The sequence below is a fragment of the Rhodococcus sp. YL-1 genome, assembly GCF_001942025.1.
Classification (GTDB): Bacteria; Actinomycetota; Actinomycetes; order Mycobacteriales; family Mycobacteriaceae; genus Rhodococcus_F; species Rhodococcus_F qingshengii.
The window spans coordinates 4,158,813-4,177,296 of the sequence record NZ_CP017299.1; the positions used below are offsets into that span (position 1 = coordinate 4,158,813).

Sequence of the window (18,484 nt, forward strand, 5' to 3'; positions counted from 1 at the left end):
AACGATGACCGTCGACCTCAACAAGGACACGCTCCTGTGCATGTCGCTCTCCGGGCGACCGAGCAACATCGGCACCAGATTTCACAATTACCTCTACGAAGAATTGGGCCTGAACTTCGTCTACAAAGCCTTCACCACCGAAGACGTGCCAGCCGCGATCGGCGGCATCCGAGCACTCGGGATTCGAGGCTGCGGGGTGTCGATGCCGTTCAAGGAACAGGTCATCGAGCACATCGACGTCATGCATGATTCGGCCAGCGCCATCGACTCCGTCAACACGATCGTCAACGAGTCCGGAGTGCTGCACGCCTACAACACCGACTATCAGGCGGTGGCCGATCTACTGCGTGACAACAACGTCGACACGAGCCTGTCCGTCGCTGTCGCCGGCAGCGGTGGCATGGCAAAAGCAGTCGTCGCCGCGGTGCGCGACACCGGATTCACCGACGTCACCGTGATCGCCCGCAACCAGCAAGTGGGGTCATCGCTTGCGAAGCAGTACGGCTTCGACTGGCAGGCCGAACTCGGTGAGCTTCGTCCAGGTGTGCTGATCAACGCCACCCCGATCGGTATGTCCGGCGGCGCAGAAGCAGATGCACTGTCGTTCCCCGAGCACGCAGTGCGCGCAGCCGATGTCGTCTTCGACGTCGTCGCGATGCCTTCGAAGACGCCACTGATCGCGTTGGCGACCGAACTCGGCAAAACGGCGATCACAGGAGCGTCGGTCATTGCCCTTCAGGCCGCCGAGCAGTTCGTTCTCTACACCGGTGTGCGCCCGAGCGCGGAGCAGATCCAGCGAGCGTCGGAATACTCACGGGCGTAGGAACCACGTCGCCGTGAACGAGACCGGGGAGACTCCACCTCAACAACTCGCGCGGAACTTCAACGAGTTGTTGCAAGAGCTGCGCGTCGCGCTCTCTGGTGTGCAGATCCTGTTTGCCTTCCTGCTGGCCGTGGCATTCACCGAACGCTACGAGGAAGCGTCGGCGTACATCCGCGGCATCCACTTGGTGACAGTGATCCTTGTTGCCATCTCGTTCGGGTTCCTGATGGCACCCGCGGTCTGGCATCGCATGCTTTTCCGCCGTGGGCACCGCGAGAACATATTGCCCGTGGCCAACCGATTCGCCCTGTGCGGCATAGCCTTTCTGGCCGCCTCCATGACCGGCACGGTCCTGTTGATCGCCGAGGTCGCCGTCGGCGGAGTTGCCGCAAAGGTTTTGGCAGCGTGCGCCGCGATCATGTTCACGGCGCTGTGGTTTCTCGTGCCGTCATTCATCGATCGCACCAAGAGCTGACTCAGGCTCCGGTGTCGACGGCGCGAGTGCTGTCGTTGGACCACTGTGACCACGAGCCCGGGAACAGCGTCGCGTCGTAGCCGGCGATCGCGAGCGCCGCGATCTCGTGCGCTGCAGTCACTCCGGATCCGCAGTACACCGCCACCTTGTCTCCGACGCCCAGTCCGGCGAATCGCTCACGCAGGTGGGTCGTATCCAGGAATCGCCCGTCGCCGGTGATGTTCTCGGCGGTCGGCGCGTTCACCGCACCAGGGATGTGCCCTGCGACGGGATCCATCGGCTCGACCTCGCCGCGGTACCGCTCCCCGGCTCGGGCGTCGAGAAGGACACCGCCCTCGCTCGTCCAGTTGCCGACACCGTCGATGTCGACAGTCGGCATGTTGCCGCCGGTGAAAGTCACGTTGCCCGGGCTGACGGACTCGCCGATACCGGCCGCCAACGGCAGTCCTGCGGACTCCCAGGCCTGCAGCCCGCCGTCGAGCAGTCGGACGTCCGAGAGCCCGGCCCACCGCAGCAGCCACCAACCACGGGCCGCGGCCGTGTTGCCGGTGGCGTCGTAGAGCACCACCGAATCACCGTCGTCGATTCCCCAACGACGCGCCGCGGCCTGCAGGTCTTCGAGACTCGGCAGCGGATGCCTTCCCTTGCCCGGCGACGGCGGCGAGGCAAGTTCCTCGTCGAGGTTCACGAATACCGCACCGGGAATATGGCCGTCGCGAAAATGCTGCTCGCCGTTCGAATCACCCAGCGCCCATCGGACATCGAGCAATCGCGGCGCAGCGCCGGCCTCGATGAGAGCGGACAGTTCTTCGACGTCGATCAGCACGGGAAGTGTCATGAGCCCATCCTGACACGACCACTCATGCAACCCCGAAGAAGGCACCGAGGCCCACCAACAACACTCCCGTCACCACGTCGATTCGCTTGCCGACGCCAGGGCGACGCAGCTTCTTGCCGGCTCCGGCCGCCAACACCACCACGATCGCCCACCACAGTGCCGCGGCGACCACCGTCGCGCCCGCCAACATCAACGTCCGCAGCCCTGCGCCTTCACCCGGCTCGATGAATTGCGGGAGTAGCCCGAGAAAGAACAACAGCGCCTTCGGATTCAGCAGGTTCGAGAGGAAGCCGTAGCGAAATGCCGTGGTGACCGCGATCGGTTCTTTCGCTGCCGGAATTCCCTCGTCCGAGGCTCGGGCTTTGAAAGCACTTCGAATCGCGGAGATGCCGAGCCAGGTCAGATATGCCGCCCCGGCGTATGTGAGCGCGGAGAGCAACTGCGGCCGTGTTGCCACAAGTGCGGAGAGACCAAGTGACGCGGCAGCGGTGTGAACGAAGAGCCCGGAAATCACACCGGCGGCCACCACCGCGCCGGTCCGACGATCTGCCAGAGAATGACGCAGGATCAGGACAAAATCCGGTCCCGGCGTGAACAGGACGATGGATAGCAGGGAGCCGAAAGCGAGCCATTGACCGACGCTCATCCGAAATACCTCACACCCGAGCTGATTCGAGACACATGTTCATGCCAGGAGTGTGCAACTGGATCCGGGAAGTTCAAAACGACTCCGGATATAGTTCGGCAGATGACGAAGAATGAGCCTCTGGATCCGGTGGACTGGAAGATTTTGGCCGAATTGCAGAACGACGCGTCGATCACCAACAAGGTGTTGGCCGATCGAGTCGGCTTGGCGACGTCCTCGTGCCACGAGCGCGTCCGACGCCTACGCGCCAACGGCACGATCAGCGGCATCCATGCGGTTGTCGATCCGGCAGCCGTTGGCCGGTCGATGCAGGCGATCATCGCCGTTCAATTGCGACCACACCGCCGCGACCTCGTCGACCGGTTCACCGCCGACGCGCTAGCGCTGCCGGAAACGCTTGCGCTCTTCAACGTCTCGGGGCCCGAGGACTTCTTCCTCCACGTCGCGGTCCGTGACAGCGCTCATCTACAACGGGTATTGATCGACTACCTCGCCGCACAACCCGAGGTCTGGCACGCCCAAACGCACCTCATCTACGGCAAAGCGGTCACCTCACCCATCCGACCGGACAGGTAAATCGGGCCTCGAGCGGGTCGGGCAGAATCACTGACCATGTCGGACTCCACAGATACCACCGAACCGGAAGCCGTTCGCAGCAACTCGCAACCGATGAGCGCAGGCATCGTCACGGCCCTCGTCGGCTTCACCAGTTCGTTCGCGGTGGTCCTCACCGGCCTCGCCGCTGTCGGCGCGGACGCGACCGAGGCGGCGTCCGGACTGCTGGTTCTGTGTGTGACCCAAGCGTTGGGAATGCTCTGGCTCTCACGCCGGTATCGGATGCCGATCACCCTGGCCTGGTCGACGCCCGGTGCCGCTCTGCTCGCCGGCGCCGGAGCCGTCGAGGGTGGGTGGCCGGCGGCGGTCGGAGCATTCATCGTCGTCGGAATCGCGATTGTTCTGACCGGACTGTGGCCGACGCTCGGAAGGATCATCTCGGCAATCCCGACGCCCCTCGCGCAGGCGATGCTCGCCGGGGTTCTGATGCCGTTGTGCCTGGCGCCGATCATCGCCGTCCGGGACGCCCCCGCAGCGGTCGCGCCCGTCATCCTGGTTTGGCTTGCCGCGCAGCGCTTCTCCAAGCGATGGGCGGTTCCGCTCGCGTTCCTCACCGCCGCGGTCGTGATCGGGATCAGCCTCGTCACGTCGGATCGAGTGCTCGACGCCAGCGCCATGATTCCCCGCATCGATCTCACCGCGCCGTCGTGGACCTGGCAGGCAATGATCGGCATTGCGATTCCCCTCTACATCGTCACGATGGCTTCGCAGAACATTCCCGGTGTGGCCGTGATGAATTCGTTCGGATACACCGTTCCCTGGCGACCGTCGATGATCGTGACGGGTATCGGCACCATCGTCGGCGCACCGGCCGGTGGCCATGCGATCAACCTCGCGGCGATCAGCGCAGCCCTGGCCGCCGCCCCCACCGCACATCCGGATCCCAAACGTCGATGGATCGCTGCCTTCACCGCAGGCTGGGCGTATCTCGTTCTCGCTGCCGGCGCGGCCGCGGTGGCCGCTCTGGTAGCCGCCGCTCCGGCCGGAGTCGTGGAAACTGTTGCCGGACTGGCGCTCCTGGCAACGCTTGCCGGCGCCCTCACGTCGGCGCTGAGCGAGGCGAGTGAACGTGAAGGCGCCGTGGTCACGTTTCTGATCGCCGCATCCGGGGTCAGTATCCTGGGAATCGGATCGGCATTCTGGGCGCTGTTAGTGGGGCTGATCGTGCGCGCCGTCCTACAGGGCACCACCCTGCCCCCACTCTCGCGAAAGTCCTCACTACAGTCGAAGCCGTGAGCACAGCGCAGACGCCCCCGTCGATCAGCGAGTTTCCCGTTCTCTGGCCCGTCCCGACGCGGTGGGACGACAACGATCACTACGGCCACGTCAACAACGTGACCTACTACTCGTACTTCGACACCGCGGTCAACGCCTGGCTGATGTCTTCCACTGGAACCGACATCCGCACCCTGCCTGCCATCGGCGTCGTCGCCGAGACGTCGTGCCGGTACCTGAGCGAGCTGTCGTTCCCCGAGCCGTTGCAGGTGGGTATCTCCGTCGAGAAGCTGGGCACCAAGAGCATCGTCTACGCCCTGGCGATATTCCACGAGGTCGACGGTGGCAATTGGGAACCCGCTGCCACCGGCCGCTTTGTCCACGTCTACGTCGACGCCGACACCCGTAAGCCGGTGGAGATCCCGGCGGCCATCAGATCGGCAGCCGGGATCTTGACCGAAAACTAGCTCAGGCCGAGCTGATCTGCCGTCAAGACGGCGCGTGCAACGATTCCGTCGATCAGCGCGACCGTCGGGCCGCCGTGCTCGGCCTTGTTGCGCGGATCGTCGAGAATGCGTCGCAGCACGCCCTCTGCGATGATCGAGAGCTTCCACAGAGCGAGTACGTGCCAGTATCCGACCGCTGACACGTCGCGGCCAGTCGCCTCGACGTAGGCAGCGACCAGCTCGTCACGGTTCGGGAAGCCTTCCAGCGTGGACGCCATGAACGGACCGGCAACCTTGTCACCGGCTTCCGGCCAGTACGCGAGTAGCGCACCGAGATCCGCGAGCGGCTCCCCCAACGTGCACAGCTCCCAGTCGACGACGGCAACGATGCGCCCCTCGGCCGGATCGGTGATGACGTTGTTGAGGTGGAAGTCGCCGTGAACCAACGTCACTTCGTTCTGTTCCGGAATGTTTCGGTGCAGAATCTCGGCCAATCGGTCGACATCCGGAACATCGCGGGTCTTCGACTTCTCCCACTGCGCCGACCACCGCTTGAGCTGACGCTCGGCAAAGGGCTTGCGGCTGGCCAGGTCGTCCAGCCCGGTCTCTTCCAGGTCAACTCCGTGGATGCTTGCAAGGGTTTTGGGCATCGCCAAGCCGACCGCGCGACGCTCGTCCTCGGTCAACTTCTGAGCCACCGGAACGCCGTCGATCACAACGCCGTCGATGTAGCTCATGAGGACCAGCGGAGCGTCCGTGATCTCCGGATCTTCCGTGATGCCGAGGATCTTCGGAACCGGCACTTTGGTTCCCTGGAGCGAGGACAGGATGCGGTGCTCGCGAACGACGTCGTGCGCGGACGACAACAACGTGCCGAGTGGAGGTCTGCGCAGTACCCACCGTCCTCCGCCCGCATCCGTCACGGAGTAGGTCAGGTTCGATTGCCCGTTACCGATCCTCTCGAAAGTCAGTGGTGTCGTGGCGCCGACCCCCAGTTCGGCGATCCACGCGGAAACAGCTTCTTCGTTCAAACCGACTGCAGTCACCGCACCGATGCTAGCGGTTGAAGTCCGATCGGTTGGCCGTACCGACACGTTTGTTACTCGCCAGTTCGCAGTTCAGGTCTTGATACGGCAGTGAAAATACTTGCGGATTTCCCAATCAGGGGGATCCTGATGGTAGAGCGACAACTGCATACGACACATCGGGATTGTGCGGCGTACTCACGAGGCGCGCCGGGCATGAGCAGAAACCGAGGTGAGCGAAGATGATCGACAACCTCGATTATCCGGTCCAACTCATCCAACCGAACGGCGCACGAGTGTGCCGTCCCGAATTCGACCGCCTGATAACAGACATCGGGCCTGACGAACTGCTGTCGTTGTATCGCGATCTCGTCGTGAGTCGCCGCATCGACACCGAAGCTGTTGCCCTGCAGCGTCAAGGCGAAATCGGTTTGTGGGCTCCGATGCTAGGCCAAGAAGCCGCCCAGGTCGGTTCCGCGAGAGCGCTCGCCCCAGACGACTTCGCGTTCACCAGCTACCGCGAACATGCCGTCGCGTACTGCCGGGGTGTTCCCCCCGAATTGCTGACCACCATGTGGCGAGGAATCTCCCATTCCGGTTGGGATCCAGAACAATTCAACGTCACCAACCCGGCGATCGTCGTCGGCTCCCAAGGGCTGCACGCCACCGGATACGCACTCGGCGCACACCTGGACGGCGCCGAGATCGCAACGATCGCGTACTTCGGCGACGGCGCCACAAGTCAGGGCGACATCGCCGAGGCGATGGGATTTGCCGCCAGTTTCCGTGTCGGCGTTGTCTTCTTCTGCCAGAACAACCAGTGGGCAATCAGTGAACCGGTATCCCTCCAGTCACGCACGCCCATCTCACATCGGGCAATCGGTTACGGCATCCCCGCGATCCGCGTCGACGGTAACGACGTCCTTGCCGTGCTCGCCGTGACGCGCTCGGCGCTCAATCGCGCACGCGAAGGCAGCGGCCCGACGTTCATCGAGGCGATCACCTGCCGGATGGGCCCGCACACGACCTCCGACGATCCGAGCAGGTACCGCACCGATACGGATATGTCGGAGTGGAAAAGCCGCGATCCGCTCGAGCGAATGCGTCTGCTCCTCGGCCGTCGCGATCTTCTCGGAGAAAACGAACTCAGCACCATCGCGGCAGCCGCCGACGACGTCGCCGCTGGACTGCGACGCGCAACCATCGCGCTCGCCGATCCGCCCCCGTCAGCGCTCTTCGATCACGTCTACGCCGAGGCACACCCACTGATCGACGCTGAACGCGAAGAGCATCGCGCGTATCTGGGCAGCCTGGAAGGGGCTTCGTCATGACCGTCATGAATCTGGTGACAGCGCTCAACACCGGCCTGCGACGCGCACTCGAAGACGATCGTCGCGTTGTCATCATGGGAGAGGACGTCGGCCGTCTCGGCGGTGTATTCCGGGTTACCGACGCCTTGCAGAAGGACTTCGGCGATACTCGGGTGATCGACATGCCCCTCGCCGAATCAGGGATCGTGGGAACAGCTTTCGGTCTTGCCTTGCGCGGATATCGGCCTGTCTGCGAAATCCAGTTCGACGGTTTCGTCTACCCGGCTTTCGATCAGATCGTCTCGCAGGTGGCAAAGATCCAGTACCGCACCCGAGGCGCTGCCTCTGCGCCACTGACGATTCGGATTCCCAGTGGCGGCGGAATCGGTGCGGTGGAACATCATTCGGAGTCGCCGGAAGCGTACTTCGCTCACACCGCGGGACTGCGGGTGGTGTACCCGAGCAATCCGATCGACGGTTTTCACATGATCCGCCAATCCATTGCGGCCGACGACCCGGTGATATTCCTCGAACCCAAACGGCGCTACTGGGATACCGCCGACGTGAATACCGATGCCGCGCCCGAGCTTCCGCTCCACCGTGCTCGCGTCGCCCGCTCGGGGAACGACGCGACAGTGGTTGCGTACGGATCCATGGTCGCCACCGCACTCGACGCCGCGCGGATCGCCGAAGAAGAAGGCCACGATCTGGAGGTCGTGGATCTGCGTTCACTCTCCCCCATCGACTTCGACACGATCGAGGCGTCGGTGAACAAGACAGGACGGCTGGTCGTCGTCCACGAGGCGCAGAAGTTTCTCGGCGTCGGCGCCGAAATCGCAGCACACGTCGCGGAACACTGCTTCTATCAGTTGGAGTCACCGATCCTGCGGGTCACCGGATTCGACATCCCCTACCCGCCCGCCAAGCTCGAGCGATTTCACCTTCCGGACGCCGACCGGATCCTCGCAGCACTCGACCGGACGCTGGCAGCATGAGTACAGGGCACGAATTCCGGTTGCCGGATCTCGGCGAGGGCCTGACGTCCGCCGATCTGGTCGAGTGGACGGTCGGCGTCGGCGACACGGTGGCACTCAATCAAGTTCTCGCCCAGGTAGAGACAGCCAAAGCTCTTGTCGAACTGCCGTCGCCCTACGTCGGCGTTGTCAGAGAACTCCTCGTCGAACCTGGCACTACCGTTCCGGTGGGTACTCCGATCATCCGTATCGAGGAGCCTGCAGATTCACCGTCTCCAAGTGATTCACAGTCTCCGAGCGTGCTGGTCGGATACGGACCCGCGGCGGAGAGACCGAGCCGACGACGGAGCAGGATCACGCCATACTCGCAATCCGCGGCGAGTGCCGAGCGTCGGCCCGCAACCCCCGCGGCGCGGCGCGCGGCCCGCGAAGCCGGCATCGATCTGAGCGAAATCACCGGCAGCGGATTCGACGGTGCCGTCACCGCGGCTGACGTCGCAGACGCGCTTACCGTGCAGGCGCCTTCGGATAACGCGACACGCCTGGCCTCGTCCGGCATACGAAAACAGATGGCGTCGGCGATGGTTGCCAGCACCCGTGCTCCGCAGGCCAGCGTCTTCCTCACCGCCGATGTCACGCCTTCGATGGAACTGCTCGGCAGGCTCCGTTCCTCGGAGGCGTTCACCGGACTGTCTCTCACTCCGCTGACACTCGCTGCCAAGGCAATGGTGGCCGCCATCGCCTCGCACCCGATGGTGAACGCGCATTGGGACGAGGCCCGCGGCGACGCCGCCGTCGACGATGACGTTAATCTCGGCATCGCCGTCGCCTCCGAACGTGGACTGTCCGTGCCCAACATCAAGAGCGCCCAGACCCTGAGCCTGGTCCAACTCGCACGCGCGGTGACCGAACTGACCGTTGCTGCCCGTGAGGGAAAGACGGACGTCCGTCACCTGACGGGTGGCACCGTCACGATCACCAATGTCGGAGTCTTCGGCGTCGACGGCGGCATTCCGCTTCTCAATCCAGGAGAAGCCGTCATCCTCTGTCTGGGCTCGGTGAGCGAGCGTCCGTGGGCGATCGAGCGCAAGATCGAAGTGCGGAGCGTCGTGACACTGACGTTGACGTTCGACCACCGCGTGCTGACCGGTGAGCAGGCCGCGAGATTCCTCTCATTTGTCGCAGAGATGCTCGCGAACCCGGACCTGTTGCTGACTCACCTGTAGAAAGGAACGAGTGAGCGTCAACCCCACCGACCGCGCAGTCCCCACCTCCGCCCTGGTGCGCGCCCGCGCCGGCATCTTCGGCATTTTCGGCATCAACGGATTTCTCCTCGCGATGTGGGTCGTCCACATCCCGTCCATCGAACACCGAGTGGGGATCAGTCACTCGACGCTCGGCTCACTGCTTCTCCTTCTTGCTGTCGGAGCCATTGCCGGTATGCAATTGAGCGGTCCGCTCGCCGATCGATACGGCAGCAGGCGCATGGTCATCCTGGCGGGTAGCGGGCTGGCATTCGCCACTCTCGGCCCGGGATTTGCCACGAACACCTGGCAACTGGGCGCTGCACTTGTTGTATTCGGCTTCGCGAACGGCGCGTTGGACGTGTCGATGAACTCGCAGGCCGTCGAGGCCGAACAGTTGTACCGGCGCCCGATCATGGCGGCCTTTCACGGCATGTTCTCGGTCGGTGGCGTATTGGGCTCTGTCATCGGATTCGGCACTCTCGCACTGGATCTTCCGCCGTACGTCACGCTCAGCATCGCGTCGGCAATCGGCTTGCTGGCAGTCTGGTTGTGCTCGCGACCCCTTCTCCCTCACGTCGACGTGCATGCCGAAACCGGGTCGACTACCGGAAAGACACACGGCAGATTCTCGGCTCGCGTACTTGCCCTCGGAACCCTCGCCTTTGTTCTGATGCTGGCCGAGGGAGTGGCAAACGACTGGAGCGCGCTGCAGGTCAAGGAAGATCTCGGTGTTTCGAATGCCGTTGCCGCACTGTCGTTCGGCGCATTCTCCGCCATGATGACCGTCGGCCGGTTCACCGCGGATCGGATCAGCGCGGCGGTAGGCCCGGTGGCCGTGGTTCGCTACGGCGCGTTGCTGTCGTCCGTCGGAATGCTGACCGTCGTGGTATCCGGCTGGCTACCACTGACGTTGCTCGGTTGGGCACTGTTCGGCGCAGGCCTGTCGGGATGCATTCCGCAGATCTTCACCACGGCCGGAAATCTGGGCTCAGGTTCGGCCGGTACCAACATGTCTCGCGTCGTCGGCATGGGATACATCGGATTCCTCGCCGGGCCGGCAACCATCGGCTGGGTCACCAAGCTTGTGCCTCTCACCACAGCAATGTTGATCCCGTTTGCATGCGTCCTGGTCGCAGCGGGTTGTGCGGGTGTCGTTCGGCGCGATTCTCCGACCGCCTACAGACCTCACAGCTGATCCTCACGATCGGCACAGACTCAACAGGGATGCTGGTACTCGTGACCGTCTCGACCTCCACCCAGCACCCCGCTCCCTCCACAACCACTCGCTTCCTCGTCCTTGCCGCGATCGCCGTCGTAGCGCTGGGCGTCTTGTATTTCGTGCGACCCACCTCGCCCGGTTTGAGCGTCCCGGAACAGGTGCGCGCACTTGCCGAGTGGACGGTAGGCCGATTCGACGTCACCGCTGTACTCGCAGCCACTACCGCTCTGGCCGTCGTCTCGATGGTCCGCGGACTGCCATACGGCATCGGCGCGATCCTGCTCCTCGGAATGGGCGCCAATCTCACCAACGCGGCATTCGGTTCCTGGCTCCCCGATGTTCCCCAGGACCTATTGCCCAGCGGTCACGTCGCAGCGGCGACCGCGCTGTACTGCTCGGCGATCTTGATCTCCGCCCCGCAGTGGCGTCCGGTGGTCGCCGGGCTCGGATTCGTCGGAGTTGCTGCGATCGGTGCCAGCGCGCTCGCCGCCGAGCTGAGCGGCCTTTTCGGAGTGATAGCTGGCATTCTGATCACCCTGGTATGGGCCTGTGCCGCAGCCATTTTGATGGCACGATCGCCCATCGCCGCGAAACGTGAAGAGCTGCGCCCAGATACGGCAGCCATCGCGTTCTCCAGGCACCGGAGCATCCGACTTTAGTCCTAAATCTTTGGGATTCAGAGATTTTCGCCGATAGCTCTCCCGCCACGGTTGGACATGACGTATGTTCTGAAATGTCCGAATCAAGTAGTTCCACAGCGAAGGAGTCTTTACCGTGAGCCTCGAAGATCTGAACCCGCTCGAACTGATCCAGAAGTTGATCGAACTACTTTCCGGCTTCTCTTCCGACCCCGAAACCCCCGAGGTTCCGTAAAACGTCGCCAGAGGCGCCTGTTCCGAGTTTCGTCTCGGAGCAGGCGCCTTTGTCGTTTCAGCACAAGAAGTCGTTTCAGCACAAGAAGTCGTTGCAACACACGACATCTTTGCAACACACGGCCACGAAAAAAGGCGTCCACTCGCAGCTGCGAGTGGACGCCCCTTCCGAGTACCAGCGCTAGAGCGCCTTGAGCTCCTCGGTTACTTCGGAGACCGACTTCTTGGCGTCACCGAAGAGCATCGAAGTGCCCTCGGCGAAGAAGAGCGGGTTCTCGATACCGGCGAAACCGGAGTTCATCGAGCGCTTGAGCACGATGACGGACTTCGACTGGTCGACGTTGAGGATCGGCATTCCGTGAATCGGTGAGCTCGGATCGTTGCGCGCCGCCGGGTTGGTGACGTCGTTCGCGCCGATCACCAAGGTGACATCGGTACGAGAGAACTCGTCGTTGATGTCGTCCATTTCCTTCATCGCGTCGTACGAGACATCCGCCTCTGCGAGAAGAACGTTCATGTGACCGGGCATACGGCCGGCGACCGGGTGAATGGCGTACTTGACCTCGACGCCCTTCGACTCGAGCAGTTTCGCCATGTCCTTGACGGCATGCTGAGCCTGCGCGACGGCAAGTCCGTATCCGGGTACGACGATGACCTGGTTGGCGTAGGCCATCTGGATAGCCGCGTCGGCGGCCGAGGTCGCCTTTGCCGTGCGCACGACGCCGTCGGAGGATGCGGCTTCACCGCCACCACCACCGAAGCCGCCGGCAACGATGGCCGGGATGGACCGGTTCATGGCCTTGGCCATGAGGTTGGTCAAGATGGTGCCCGAAGCACCGACGATCATGCCGGCGACGATCATCGCCTGGTTGTTGAGCGCCAAACCTGCAGCAGCAGCTGACAAACCGGTCAGAGCGTTGAGCAGCGAGATGACGACGGGCATGTCCGCGCCGCCGATGGGCAGCACGACCATCAGTCCGAGGATGCCCGAGAGCACGAGCACGCCGACGATCCACAGTGAGCTGGTCGGGCCTTCCGGTGAGATCGCCTTGATACCGATGATCACCGAGAACGCGACGGCGGCAATGAGCAGCAGAGCATTGAGCGGCTGCTGGAGCTTACCGATTCCGATCGGACGACCAGGCAGAGTTTCCTGCAGCTTCAGGAACGCGATCACGCTGCCCCAGAAGGAGATCGATCCGATCACCGCGGCAAAGAGCGACGCGATGACGATGTGTACCGTCGGCGACTCGCCGTGCTGGAATGCGGTGAAACCGTCCGAGTCCAGGAACTCCGCGTACGCGATCAACGCGACCGTGCCGCCGCCGACACCGTTGAACAGTGCCACCAACTGCGGCATGGCCGTCATCTTCGTCCGGAGCGCCGGCGGAACGCCGAGCACGACACCGATGACAAGGCCGGCAGCGATGAGGATCCAGTTCCCCATCTCCGCATCACGAATGGAGATCAGAGTTGCAACGACGGCGATGAGCATGCCGACCGCGGCGATCTGGTTGCCGCGGACTGCGGTCTTCGGGCCGGTAAGACCCATGAGGCCGTAGATGAACATCGAGAACGCGACAATGTAGAGCGCATTGACCAGGTATTCCATTACTGGTCACCATCCTTCGACACAGACTTGGCGGCCGGCTTGGCCTTGAACATCGCCAACATGCGGTCCGTGACCACAAAACCACCGACAACGTTCACGGTTCCGAAGACGAGCGCTACGAACAAGATGATCTGCAACCCGATCGAGGGATCGTGCACCTTGCCAAGGACAACCAACGCACCCAGGACGACGATGCCGTGGATGGCGTTCGTACCGGACATCAACGGGGTGTGCAGGGTGTTCGGAACTTTGGAGATCACAGCGAAACCGACGAACCCGGACAACACCAGGATCGCGATGTTCGCCAGCAGTGATGTGTACATCAGGCGCCCTTCTCTTCACGGGTGACGCACGCACCGGCCAGAACCTCGTCGGAGAAATCAGGCGCCAAGGCGCCTTCCACCAACATGAGTTCGATCAGCGCGGAAATGTTCTTCGAGTACAACTCGGACGCATGCTCCGGCATGGACGCCGGCAAATTCAACGGAGAGCAGATGGTCACGCCGTGCTTGACGACGGTTTGACCCGGCTCGGTCAGCTCGCAGTTACCACCGGTTTCACCCGCGAGGTCGACCACGACACTGCCCGGCTTCATGCCTTCGACCGCGGCAGCGGTCACCAGGCGCGGCGCGGGACGACCCGGAACCAGAGCTGTGGTGATCACAACGTCGAAGCCCTTGATCGCATCTTCGAGTGCTTGCTGCTGCTTCGCTCGCTCGTCGTCGGTCAACTCGCGGGCGTATCCACCCTCGCCCGCCGCATCGATTCCCAGGTCGAGCCACTGTGCACCCACCGAACGCACCTGGTCGGCGACCTCAGGACGCACGTCGTACCCGGTAGCGCGGCCACCGAGACGCTTGGCTGTCGCCAGCGCCTGCAGACCTGCCACTCCCACTCCGAGGACCAGAACCGTCGCAGGCTTCACCGTGCCCGCAGCGGTGGTGAGCATCGGGAAGAACCGCGTCGACTCCGATGCTGCCAACAGAACAGCCTTGTACCCGGACACGTTCGCCTGCGAGGACAACGCGTCCATCACCTGCGCGCGGGAGATACGAGGAATCGCCTCCACGGCGTATCCCTCGATGCCGGCGGCCTTCAACTCGGCGATGCGGTTGTCCGCATTACGCGGATTCAGGAAACCGATGAGCTTCGCGCCGGTACTGATCCGGGCGATCTCTTCTGTGGACGGAGGCGCAACCTTGACCACCACGTCAGCAGTCCACGGATCGCCGATCTTCGCGCCGGCAGCGGTGTACAACTCGTCGGGAATCAACGCCCCGAGACCGGCCCCGGACTCGACGACCACGTCGACACCCTTGCCGATCAAAGCGGACACAATTTTCGGCACCAATGCGACCCGACGCTCACCATCACTCGATTCTCGAGGGACGCCGACCGACGGACGCACTTGTGCGCTCTTCGATGTTTCCATTTTCCATTACCTTCTGCGGTTGGTGGTTCGCCTGCTGCGACGAGCGGCAACCAGCATGTGATGAGCGGAAGATGACCCGCTTTTGGGTGAATGGTGACTGATAGTAGCCAGAGTTAACGCGGCGTAGGGAAACCGACGACGCACTTTCTCCATCTGAATCGAGTCCGAACAGTATGTTTGGACATACCTGAAGAAGCCTACTGTGAGGCCGATCACACCGGAATGGCGGACTATTCCACTATTTGAAACGGCCGAAAGACGTAAAGGCATCAGAATGACGCGCCGAATAATCACCCTCGAGCGAGTTTACGAACCAGCTTCCGAATGTAACGCCGTCCGACTCCGCGTAGACCGACTCCGGCCACGCGGCCTCAAACGTGAAAACCTGCAGTACGCCTCGCACCGGCCTCGGATGCTCGACCCGTTGTTCTACTGACAGCAAGCAAGGACCTGCCATGCAGTCACGCGCAGGTCCTTGCCGACTATCTCGCAGAATTACTCTGATGTCCTAGTATTTCACTAGAGCATCAATTGCTCACATATTGAGACCGCAACTTGTGCTTGACGAGCTTTCCTGTAGCGGTCCTAGGCAATTCGTCGGCAAAGTCAATGCTTCTCGGAGCTTTGAAATGTGCGACCTGACTGCGAACGTATTCCAGCAATTCCTCGGCGACATGGGCACCAGGCTCGATTCCCTCCGCTAGTTGGACAACCGCCTTGACCTGCTCACCCATTTCCTCGTCGGGAACACCGATGACCGCCACGTCGAACACCTTCGGGTGCAAAGTAAGGATGTTCTCGGACTCCTGTGGGTAGATATTCACACCACCGGAGATAATCGTGAACGCGGCGCGGTCGGTCAGATAAAGGAAACGCTCGGAGTCGATATAGCCGATATCTCCACTCGTCGTCCACGTCGGATGATCCGGATGCTGCGCGGCAGCCGTTTTCTCGGGATCATTGTGGTACCGGAACGGCAAAGTCTCCCGCTCCCAGAACACGGTACCGATCTCGCCGACCGGAAGATCGCGCCCGGCGTCGTCACAGATGTGCACGATCCCCATCACTCCGTCACGCCCGACGGAACCCGGATGCGACAAGGCCTGCTCACTGTTGATGAAGGTAGCGCCCGAACCCTCGGTCGAGGCGTAGTACTCGTAGATCACCGGCCCCCACCAGTCGATCATTGCTGTCTTCACTTCGGGCGGGCAGGGAGCAGCAGCGTGAATGGCGACCTTCACCGTCGAGACGTCGTAACGATCACGGGTCTCCTTCGGAAGTTTCAACATTCGAACGAACATCGTCGGTACCCACTGACTGTGCGTCACAGCGTATTTACCGATCAACTCCAGCGCGGTTTCGGCTTCGAATGCATCCATCAAGATCACGGTTCCGCCGACCGAATTGATCACGCCGCAAAAACGCAGGGGCGCCGCGTGATAGACCGGAGCCGGGCACAAATAGACTGTGTCGGAATCGAACCCGTACATCGGTGCGAACACCGCGGTGTACGGATCCATGGTGGTGTTCACCTCACCCTCCGGGAGATCTCCTTTGATCCCCTTCGGCCTGCCGGTGGTTCCCGACGAATACAGCATGTCAGCCCCACGCGGCTGCGAGTCGAGTGGAGCAGTGGACTGCGCATCGACCGCTTCTTCGTAGTCGTCGAAGCCCTCGAGGGCGCCGCCGTACACCAATCGGTGTCGCACGCGTGGAATCAGCTTCTCGTCCAACGGAACTGCTGCGGACGCCTGCCCCGACGCCACCAGAATTGTCGCCTCGCAGTCGTCGACGATGTAGGCAGCCTCCGAAGCCGTGAGATGCCAGTTCACCGCGGTGATGTAGAGGCCGGATCTCAACGCTGCCCAGTACACCTCGAACGCCCGGAGATCGTTGTTCGAGATGAGAGCGACGTGGTCCCCAGGCTTGGCACCGACACTTCGGAAGTATCGCGCCAACTGCGTCGACCGTTCGTCGAGTTCCCGATAGGTGATGGACTCACCCGTCGCAGGGCGAATGACGGCGGGCTTGTCCGGCGTGGACTGGACAAAATTTCCTGGAAACACGAAGACTCCTCTGTCGGTGACGACAACGCCGCGTGAGCCTGCTTCGGCGTCGACAATCCTGGTCTACCACAGGAACTCTGCCACCCTCGGAGGTTTGGTGACACCGACTCGAAGCATGGGAATGTCCGCTCACTTATCCGCCGGGACATACAGTGAGGAGAACCGCACCGTCCGAAACAGGAGATGTCCACATGAGTGGTTGGCCCCAGGACTCAGTAGTCGACGCATTGACCGAGGAATGGAGAGTCATCGACGCACTGCTGGCCGAACTCGACGGCGATCAGTGGTTGGCACCGTCGAACCTTCCGGGGTGGACGGTTCACGACATCGTGTCCCATCTGATCGGTACGGAATCACTGCTCTCGGGCATCAATCCGCCGTCGATCAATCTGGACGTGCACGCATTGCCCCACGTCCACAACGAGATTGCGGCGTTCAACGAGCGCTGGGTCGAAGGCCTGCGGCGGACACTGCACTCGGACCTGCTGACCCGATATCGCGAGATCACCGCCGAACGAACCGAAGCGCTGCGCTCGATGACCAGCGCGGACTGGGACGCCGAGACACAAACACCGGTCGGTCTTGCGCCCTATGGCCGGTTCATGCGTATTCGGACCTTCGACTGTTGGATGCACGAACTCGACATCAGAGATGCAGTTGGCATTCCGGGTGAGGAAGGCGGATTGCGCGCGGAGACTGCATTCGGCGAAATCACCAGCGCGCTCGGATTCGTCGTCGGAAAACGAGGAAAGGCGCCAGAGGGAGCACGGATCACTTTCGAACTCGAAGGGCCACTTGCCCGTTCACTTCACGTCTCGGTCGACGCGCGAGCAACACTCGTCCCGGAGTTGGACGGTCCGGCGACCACGACCATCTCGATGAGCTCACCGCTCTTCACCCGAATTGCCGGTGGCCGCGTCCACGCGTCGGATCACCGAACCGACATCTCGCTTCGCGGTGACACCACGGTGGGCACACGCGTCGTCGACAATCTGGCGTTCACGATTTGAGGGCTGGGTGGGTAGGTCGCGAAGGTACTGAGAAGTGAAACTGTTTCTCTCGTCCTACCGATTCGGCGACCACCGCGAGGCTTTTGTCGATCTCGTAGGCCGCGGCGCTCGCATCGCGGTCATCGCCGCGGCTGCAGATTCGTGGCCCGCGAATGCCCGCAGTTCAGCAGTCACCAGCGAATTGACTCCGCTACGGGCAGCGGGCTTCACCGCAGAGGAAGTGGATGTCCGAGACTTCCTGGGTGCATCGGAAGCACTGGAACTCCGGCTCCGCGAATTCGACTGCCTGTGGGTTCGCGGCGGAAACACGTTCGTCCTGCGAGCTCAGCTAGCTCGAAGTGGCGCTGACAGGGTCATCGAGATGCTGGTTCGTTCAGGCGTCGTGGCCTATGCGGGATACAGCGCCGGAGCGTGCCTGGCGACTCCGACTCTGATCGGGCTGGACGCGTCGGACGACCCCGCTGAAGTCATGCCAACGTGCGGTATCGACCCGATCTGGTCCGGGCTCGCGCTGATCGACTTCGCGATAGTGCCGCACGGCGGCGATTCGCTACTCGAAGATCCACAGGTGACTGCGCGGACGGTTGCGGCCCTGACCACGGCGGGCGCGCAATTCACCGTGCTTACAGATCACGAGGCGATACTCGTCGACCGTTGAT

The 18,484-nt window shown here is 62.5% G+C and carries 19 protein-coding genes; 12 read left to right on the forward strand and 7 right to left on the reverse strand.

Translation table 11 applies throughout. From position 1 onward, the window contains the following. Nucleotides 1-4 precede the first annotated feature (4 nt). Both BH682_RS19270 and BH682_RS19275 read left to right on the forward strand, forming a co-directional pair. A complete protein-coding gene (locus tag BH682_RS19270) occupies nt 5-823 on the forward strand; it encodes a shikimate 5-dehydrogenase (RefSeq protein WP_007726117.1) in 819 nt (272 codons plus the stop codon). Between the two features lie 13 nt (nt 824-836). Beyond that, nucleotides 837-1,298, forward strand: a complete 462-nt coding sequence (locus BH682_RS19275; RefSeq protein WP_003941357.1) for a DUF6328 family protein — start codon at nt 837-839, stop codon at nt 1,296-1,298. A 1-nt stretch (nt 1,299) separates the two neighbouring features. Here BH682_RS19275 and BH682_RS19280 read toward each other — a convergent pair whose 3' ends face one another. Next, nucleotides 1,300-2,136, reverse strand: a complete 837-nt coding sequence (locus tag BH682_RS19280; protein WP_075833786.1) for a sulfurtransferase — start codon at nt 2,134-2,136, stop codon at nt 1,300-1,302. 22 nt (nt 2,137-2,158) lie between these two features. Next, a complete protein-coding gene (locus tag BH682_RS19285; RefSeq protein WP_003941342.1) occupies nt 2,159-2,782 on the reverse strand; it encodes a LysE family translocator in 624 nt (207 codons plus the stop codon). Nucleotides 2,783-2,884: 102 nt separating this feature from the next. On the opposite strand from BH682_RS19285, the gene BH682_RS19290 reads away from it, so the two are divergent. From BH682_RS19290 to BH682_RS19300, 3 genes are read left to right on the forward strand one after another with little or no spacing between them, the layout of a single operon-like run. Continuing rightward, a complete protein-coding gene (locus tag BH682_RS19290) occupies nt 2,885-3,358 on the forward strand; it encodes an Lrp/AsnC family transcriptional regulator (RefSeq protein WP_075833788.1) in 474 nt (157 codons plus the stop codon). Nucleotides 3,359-3,394: 36 nt separating this feature from the next. Next, nucleotides 3,395-4,633: a benzoate/H(+) symporter BenE family transporter gene (locus BH682_RS19295; RefSeq protein WP_075833790.1), complete on the forward strand. Its 1,239-nt coding sequence runs from the start codon at nt 3,395-3,397 to the stop codon at nt 4,631-4,633. Next, a complete protein-coding gene (locus BH682_RS19300; RefSeq protein WP_064112972.1) occupies nt 4,630-5,079 on the forward strand; it encodes an acyl-CoA thioesterase in 450 nt (149 codons plus the stop codon). The genes BH682_RS19295 and BH682_RS19300 overlap by 4 nt, the downstream gene beginning before the upstream one ends. Here BH682_RS19300 and BH682_RS19305 read toward each other — a convergent pair. Further along, the gene (locus BH682_RS19305; RefSeq protein ID WP_075833792.1) at nt 5,076-6,104 is read right to left on the reverse strand and encodes a phosphotransferase family protein; all 1,029 of its coding nucleotides are present in this window, start codon (nt 6,102-6,104) and stop codon (nt 5,076-5,078) included. The genes BH682_RS19300 and BH682_RS19305 overlap by 4 nt on opposite strands. 221 nt (nt 6,105-6,325) lie before the next feature. Between BH682_RS19305 and pdhA the strand changes: the two genes are divergently transcribed. From pdhA to BH682_RS19330, 5 genes are read left to right on the forward strand one after another with little or no spacing between them, the layout of a single operon-like run. Then, complete coding sequence (gene pdhA, locus BH682_RS19310; protein ID WP_075833794.1) at nt 6,326-7,414, forward strand: pyruvate dehydrogenase (acetyl-transferring) E1 component subunit alpha; 1,089 nt, start codon at nt 6,326-6,328, stop codon at nt 7,412-7,414. Further along, nucleotides 7,411-8,388 (forward strand): alpha-ketoacid dehydrogenase subunit beta, encoded by a 978-nt coding sequence (locus BH682_RS19315; RefSeq protein WP_007726108.1) that lies wholly within the window; start codon nt 7,411-7,413, stop codon nt 8,386-8,388. The genes pdhA and BH682_RS19315 overlap by 4 nt, the downstream gene beginning before the upstream one ends. Then, nucleotides 8,385-9,593: a dihydrolipoamide acetyltransferase family protein gene (locus tag BH682_RS19320; RefSeq protein WP_075833796.1), complete on the forward strand. Its 1,209-nt coding sequence runs from the start codon at nt 8,385-8,387 to the stop codon at nt 9,591-9,593. The genes BH682_RS19315 and BH682_RS19320 overlap by 4 nt, the downstream gene beginning before the upstream one ends. 10 nt (nt 9,594-9,603) lie before the next feature. After that, a complete protein-coding gene (locus tag BH682_RS19325; protein ID WP_058037979.1) occupies nt 9,604-10,809 on the forward strand; it encodes an MFS transporter in 1,206 nt (401 codons plus the stop codon). 29 nt (nt 10,810-10,838) lie between these two features. Next, complete coding sequence (locus BH682_RS19330; protein WP_007726101.1) at nt 10,839-11,492, forward strand: hypothetical protein; 654 nt, start codon at nt 10,839-10,841, stop codon at nt 11,490-11,492. Nucleotides 11,493-11,886: 394 nt separating this feature from the next. On the opposite strand, the gene BH682_RS19335 is transcribed toward BH682_RS19330, so the two are convergent. From BH682_RS19335 to BH682_RS19350, 4 genes are all read right to left on the reverse strand, one after another. Next, the gene (locus tag BH682_RS19335; protein WP_003941368.1) at nt 11,887-13,317 is read right to left on the reverse strand and encodes an NAD(P)(+) transhydrogenase (Re/Si-specific) subunit beta; all 1,431 of its coding nucleotides are present in this window, start codon (nt 13,315-13,317) and stop codon (nt 11,887-11,889) included. Next, nucleotides 13,317-13,640, reverse strand: a complete 324-nt coding sequence (locus BH682_RS19340; RefSeq protein ID WP_003941319.1) for an NAD(P) transhydrogenase subunit alpha — start codon at nt 13,638-13,640, stop codon at nt 13,317-13,319. Before BH682_RS19340 ends, BH682_RS19335 begins: the two co-directional genes overlap by 1 nt. Further along, nucleotides 13,640-14,749 (reverse strand): Re/Si-specific NAD(P)(+) transhydrogenase subunit alpha, encoded by a 1,110-nt coding sequence (locus tag BH682_RS19345; protein ID WP_003941381.1) that lies wholly within the window; start codon nt 14,747-14,749, stop codon nt 13,640-13,642. The genes BH682_RS19340 and BH682_RS19345 overlap by 1 nt, the downstream gene beginning before the upstream one ends. A 527-nt stretch (nt 14,750-15,276) precedes the next feature. Then, nucleotides 15,277-16,815, reverse strand: a complete 1,539-nt coding sequence (locus BH682_RS19350) for an AMP-binding protein (RefSeq protein ID WP_003941397.1) — start codon at nt 16,813-16,815, stop codon at nt 15,277-15,279. Between the two features lie 191 nt (nt 16,816-17,006). On the opposite strand from BH682_RS19350, the gene BH682_RS19355 reads away from it, so the two are divergent. Together BH682_RS19355 and BH682_RS19360 are read left to right on the forward strand one after the other, a co-directional pair. Beyond that, on the forward strand, nt 17,007-17,825 hold the full coding sequence (locus tag BH682_RS19355) for a maleylpyruvate isomerase family mycothiol-dependent enzyme (protein WP_075833799.1): 819 nt from the start codon (nt 17,007-17,009) through the stop codon (nt 17,823-17,825). 34 nt (nt 17,826-17,859) lie between these two features. Beyond that, nucleotides 17,860-18,483 (forward strand): Type 1 glutamine amidotransferase-like domain-containing protein, encoded by a 624-nt coding sequence (locus BH682_RS19360; RefSeq protein WP_075833801.1) that lies wholly within the window; start codon nt 17,860-17,862, stop codon nt 18,481-18,483. Nucleotide 18,484: the final 1 nt, after the last annotated feature.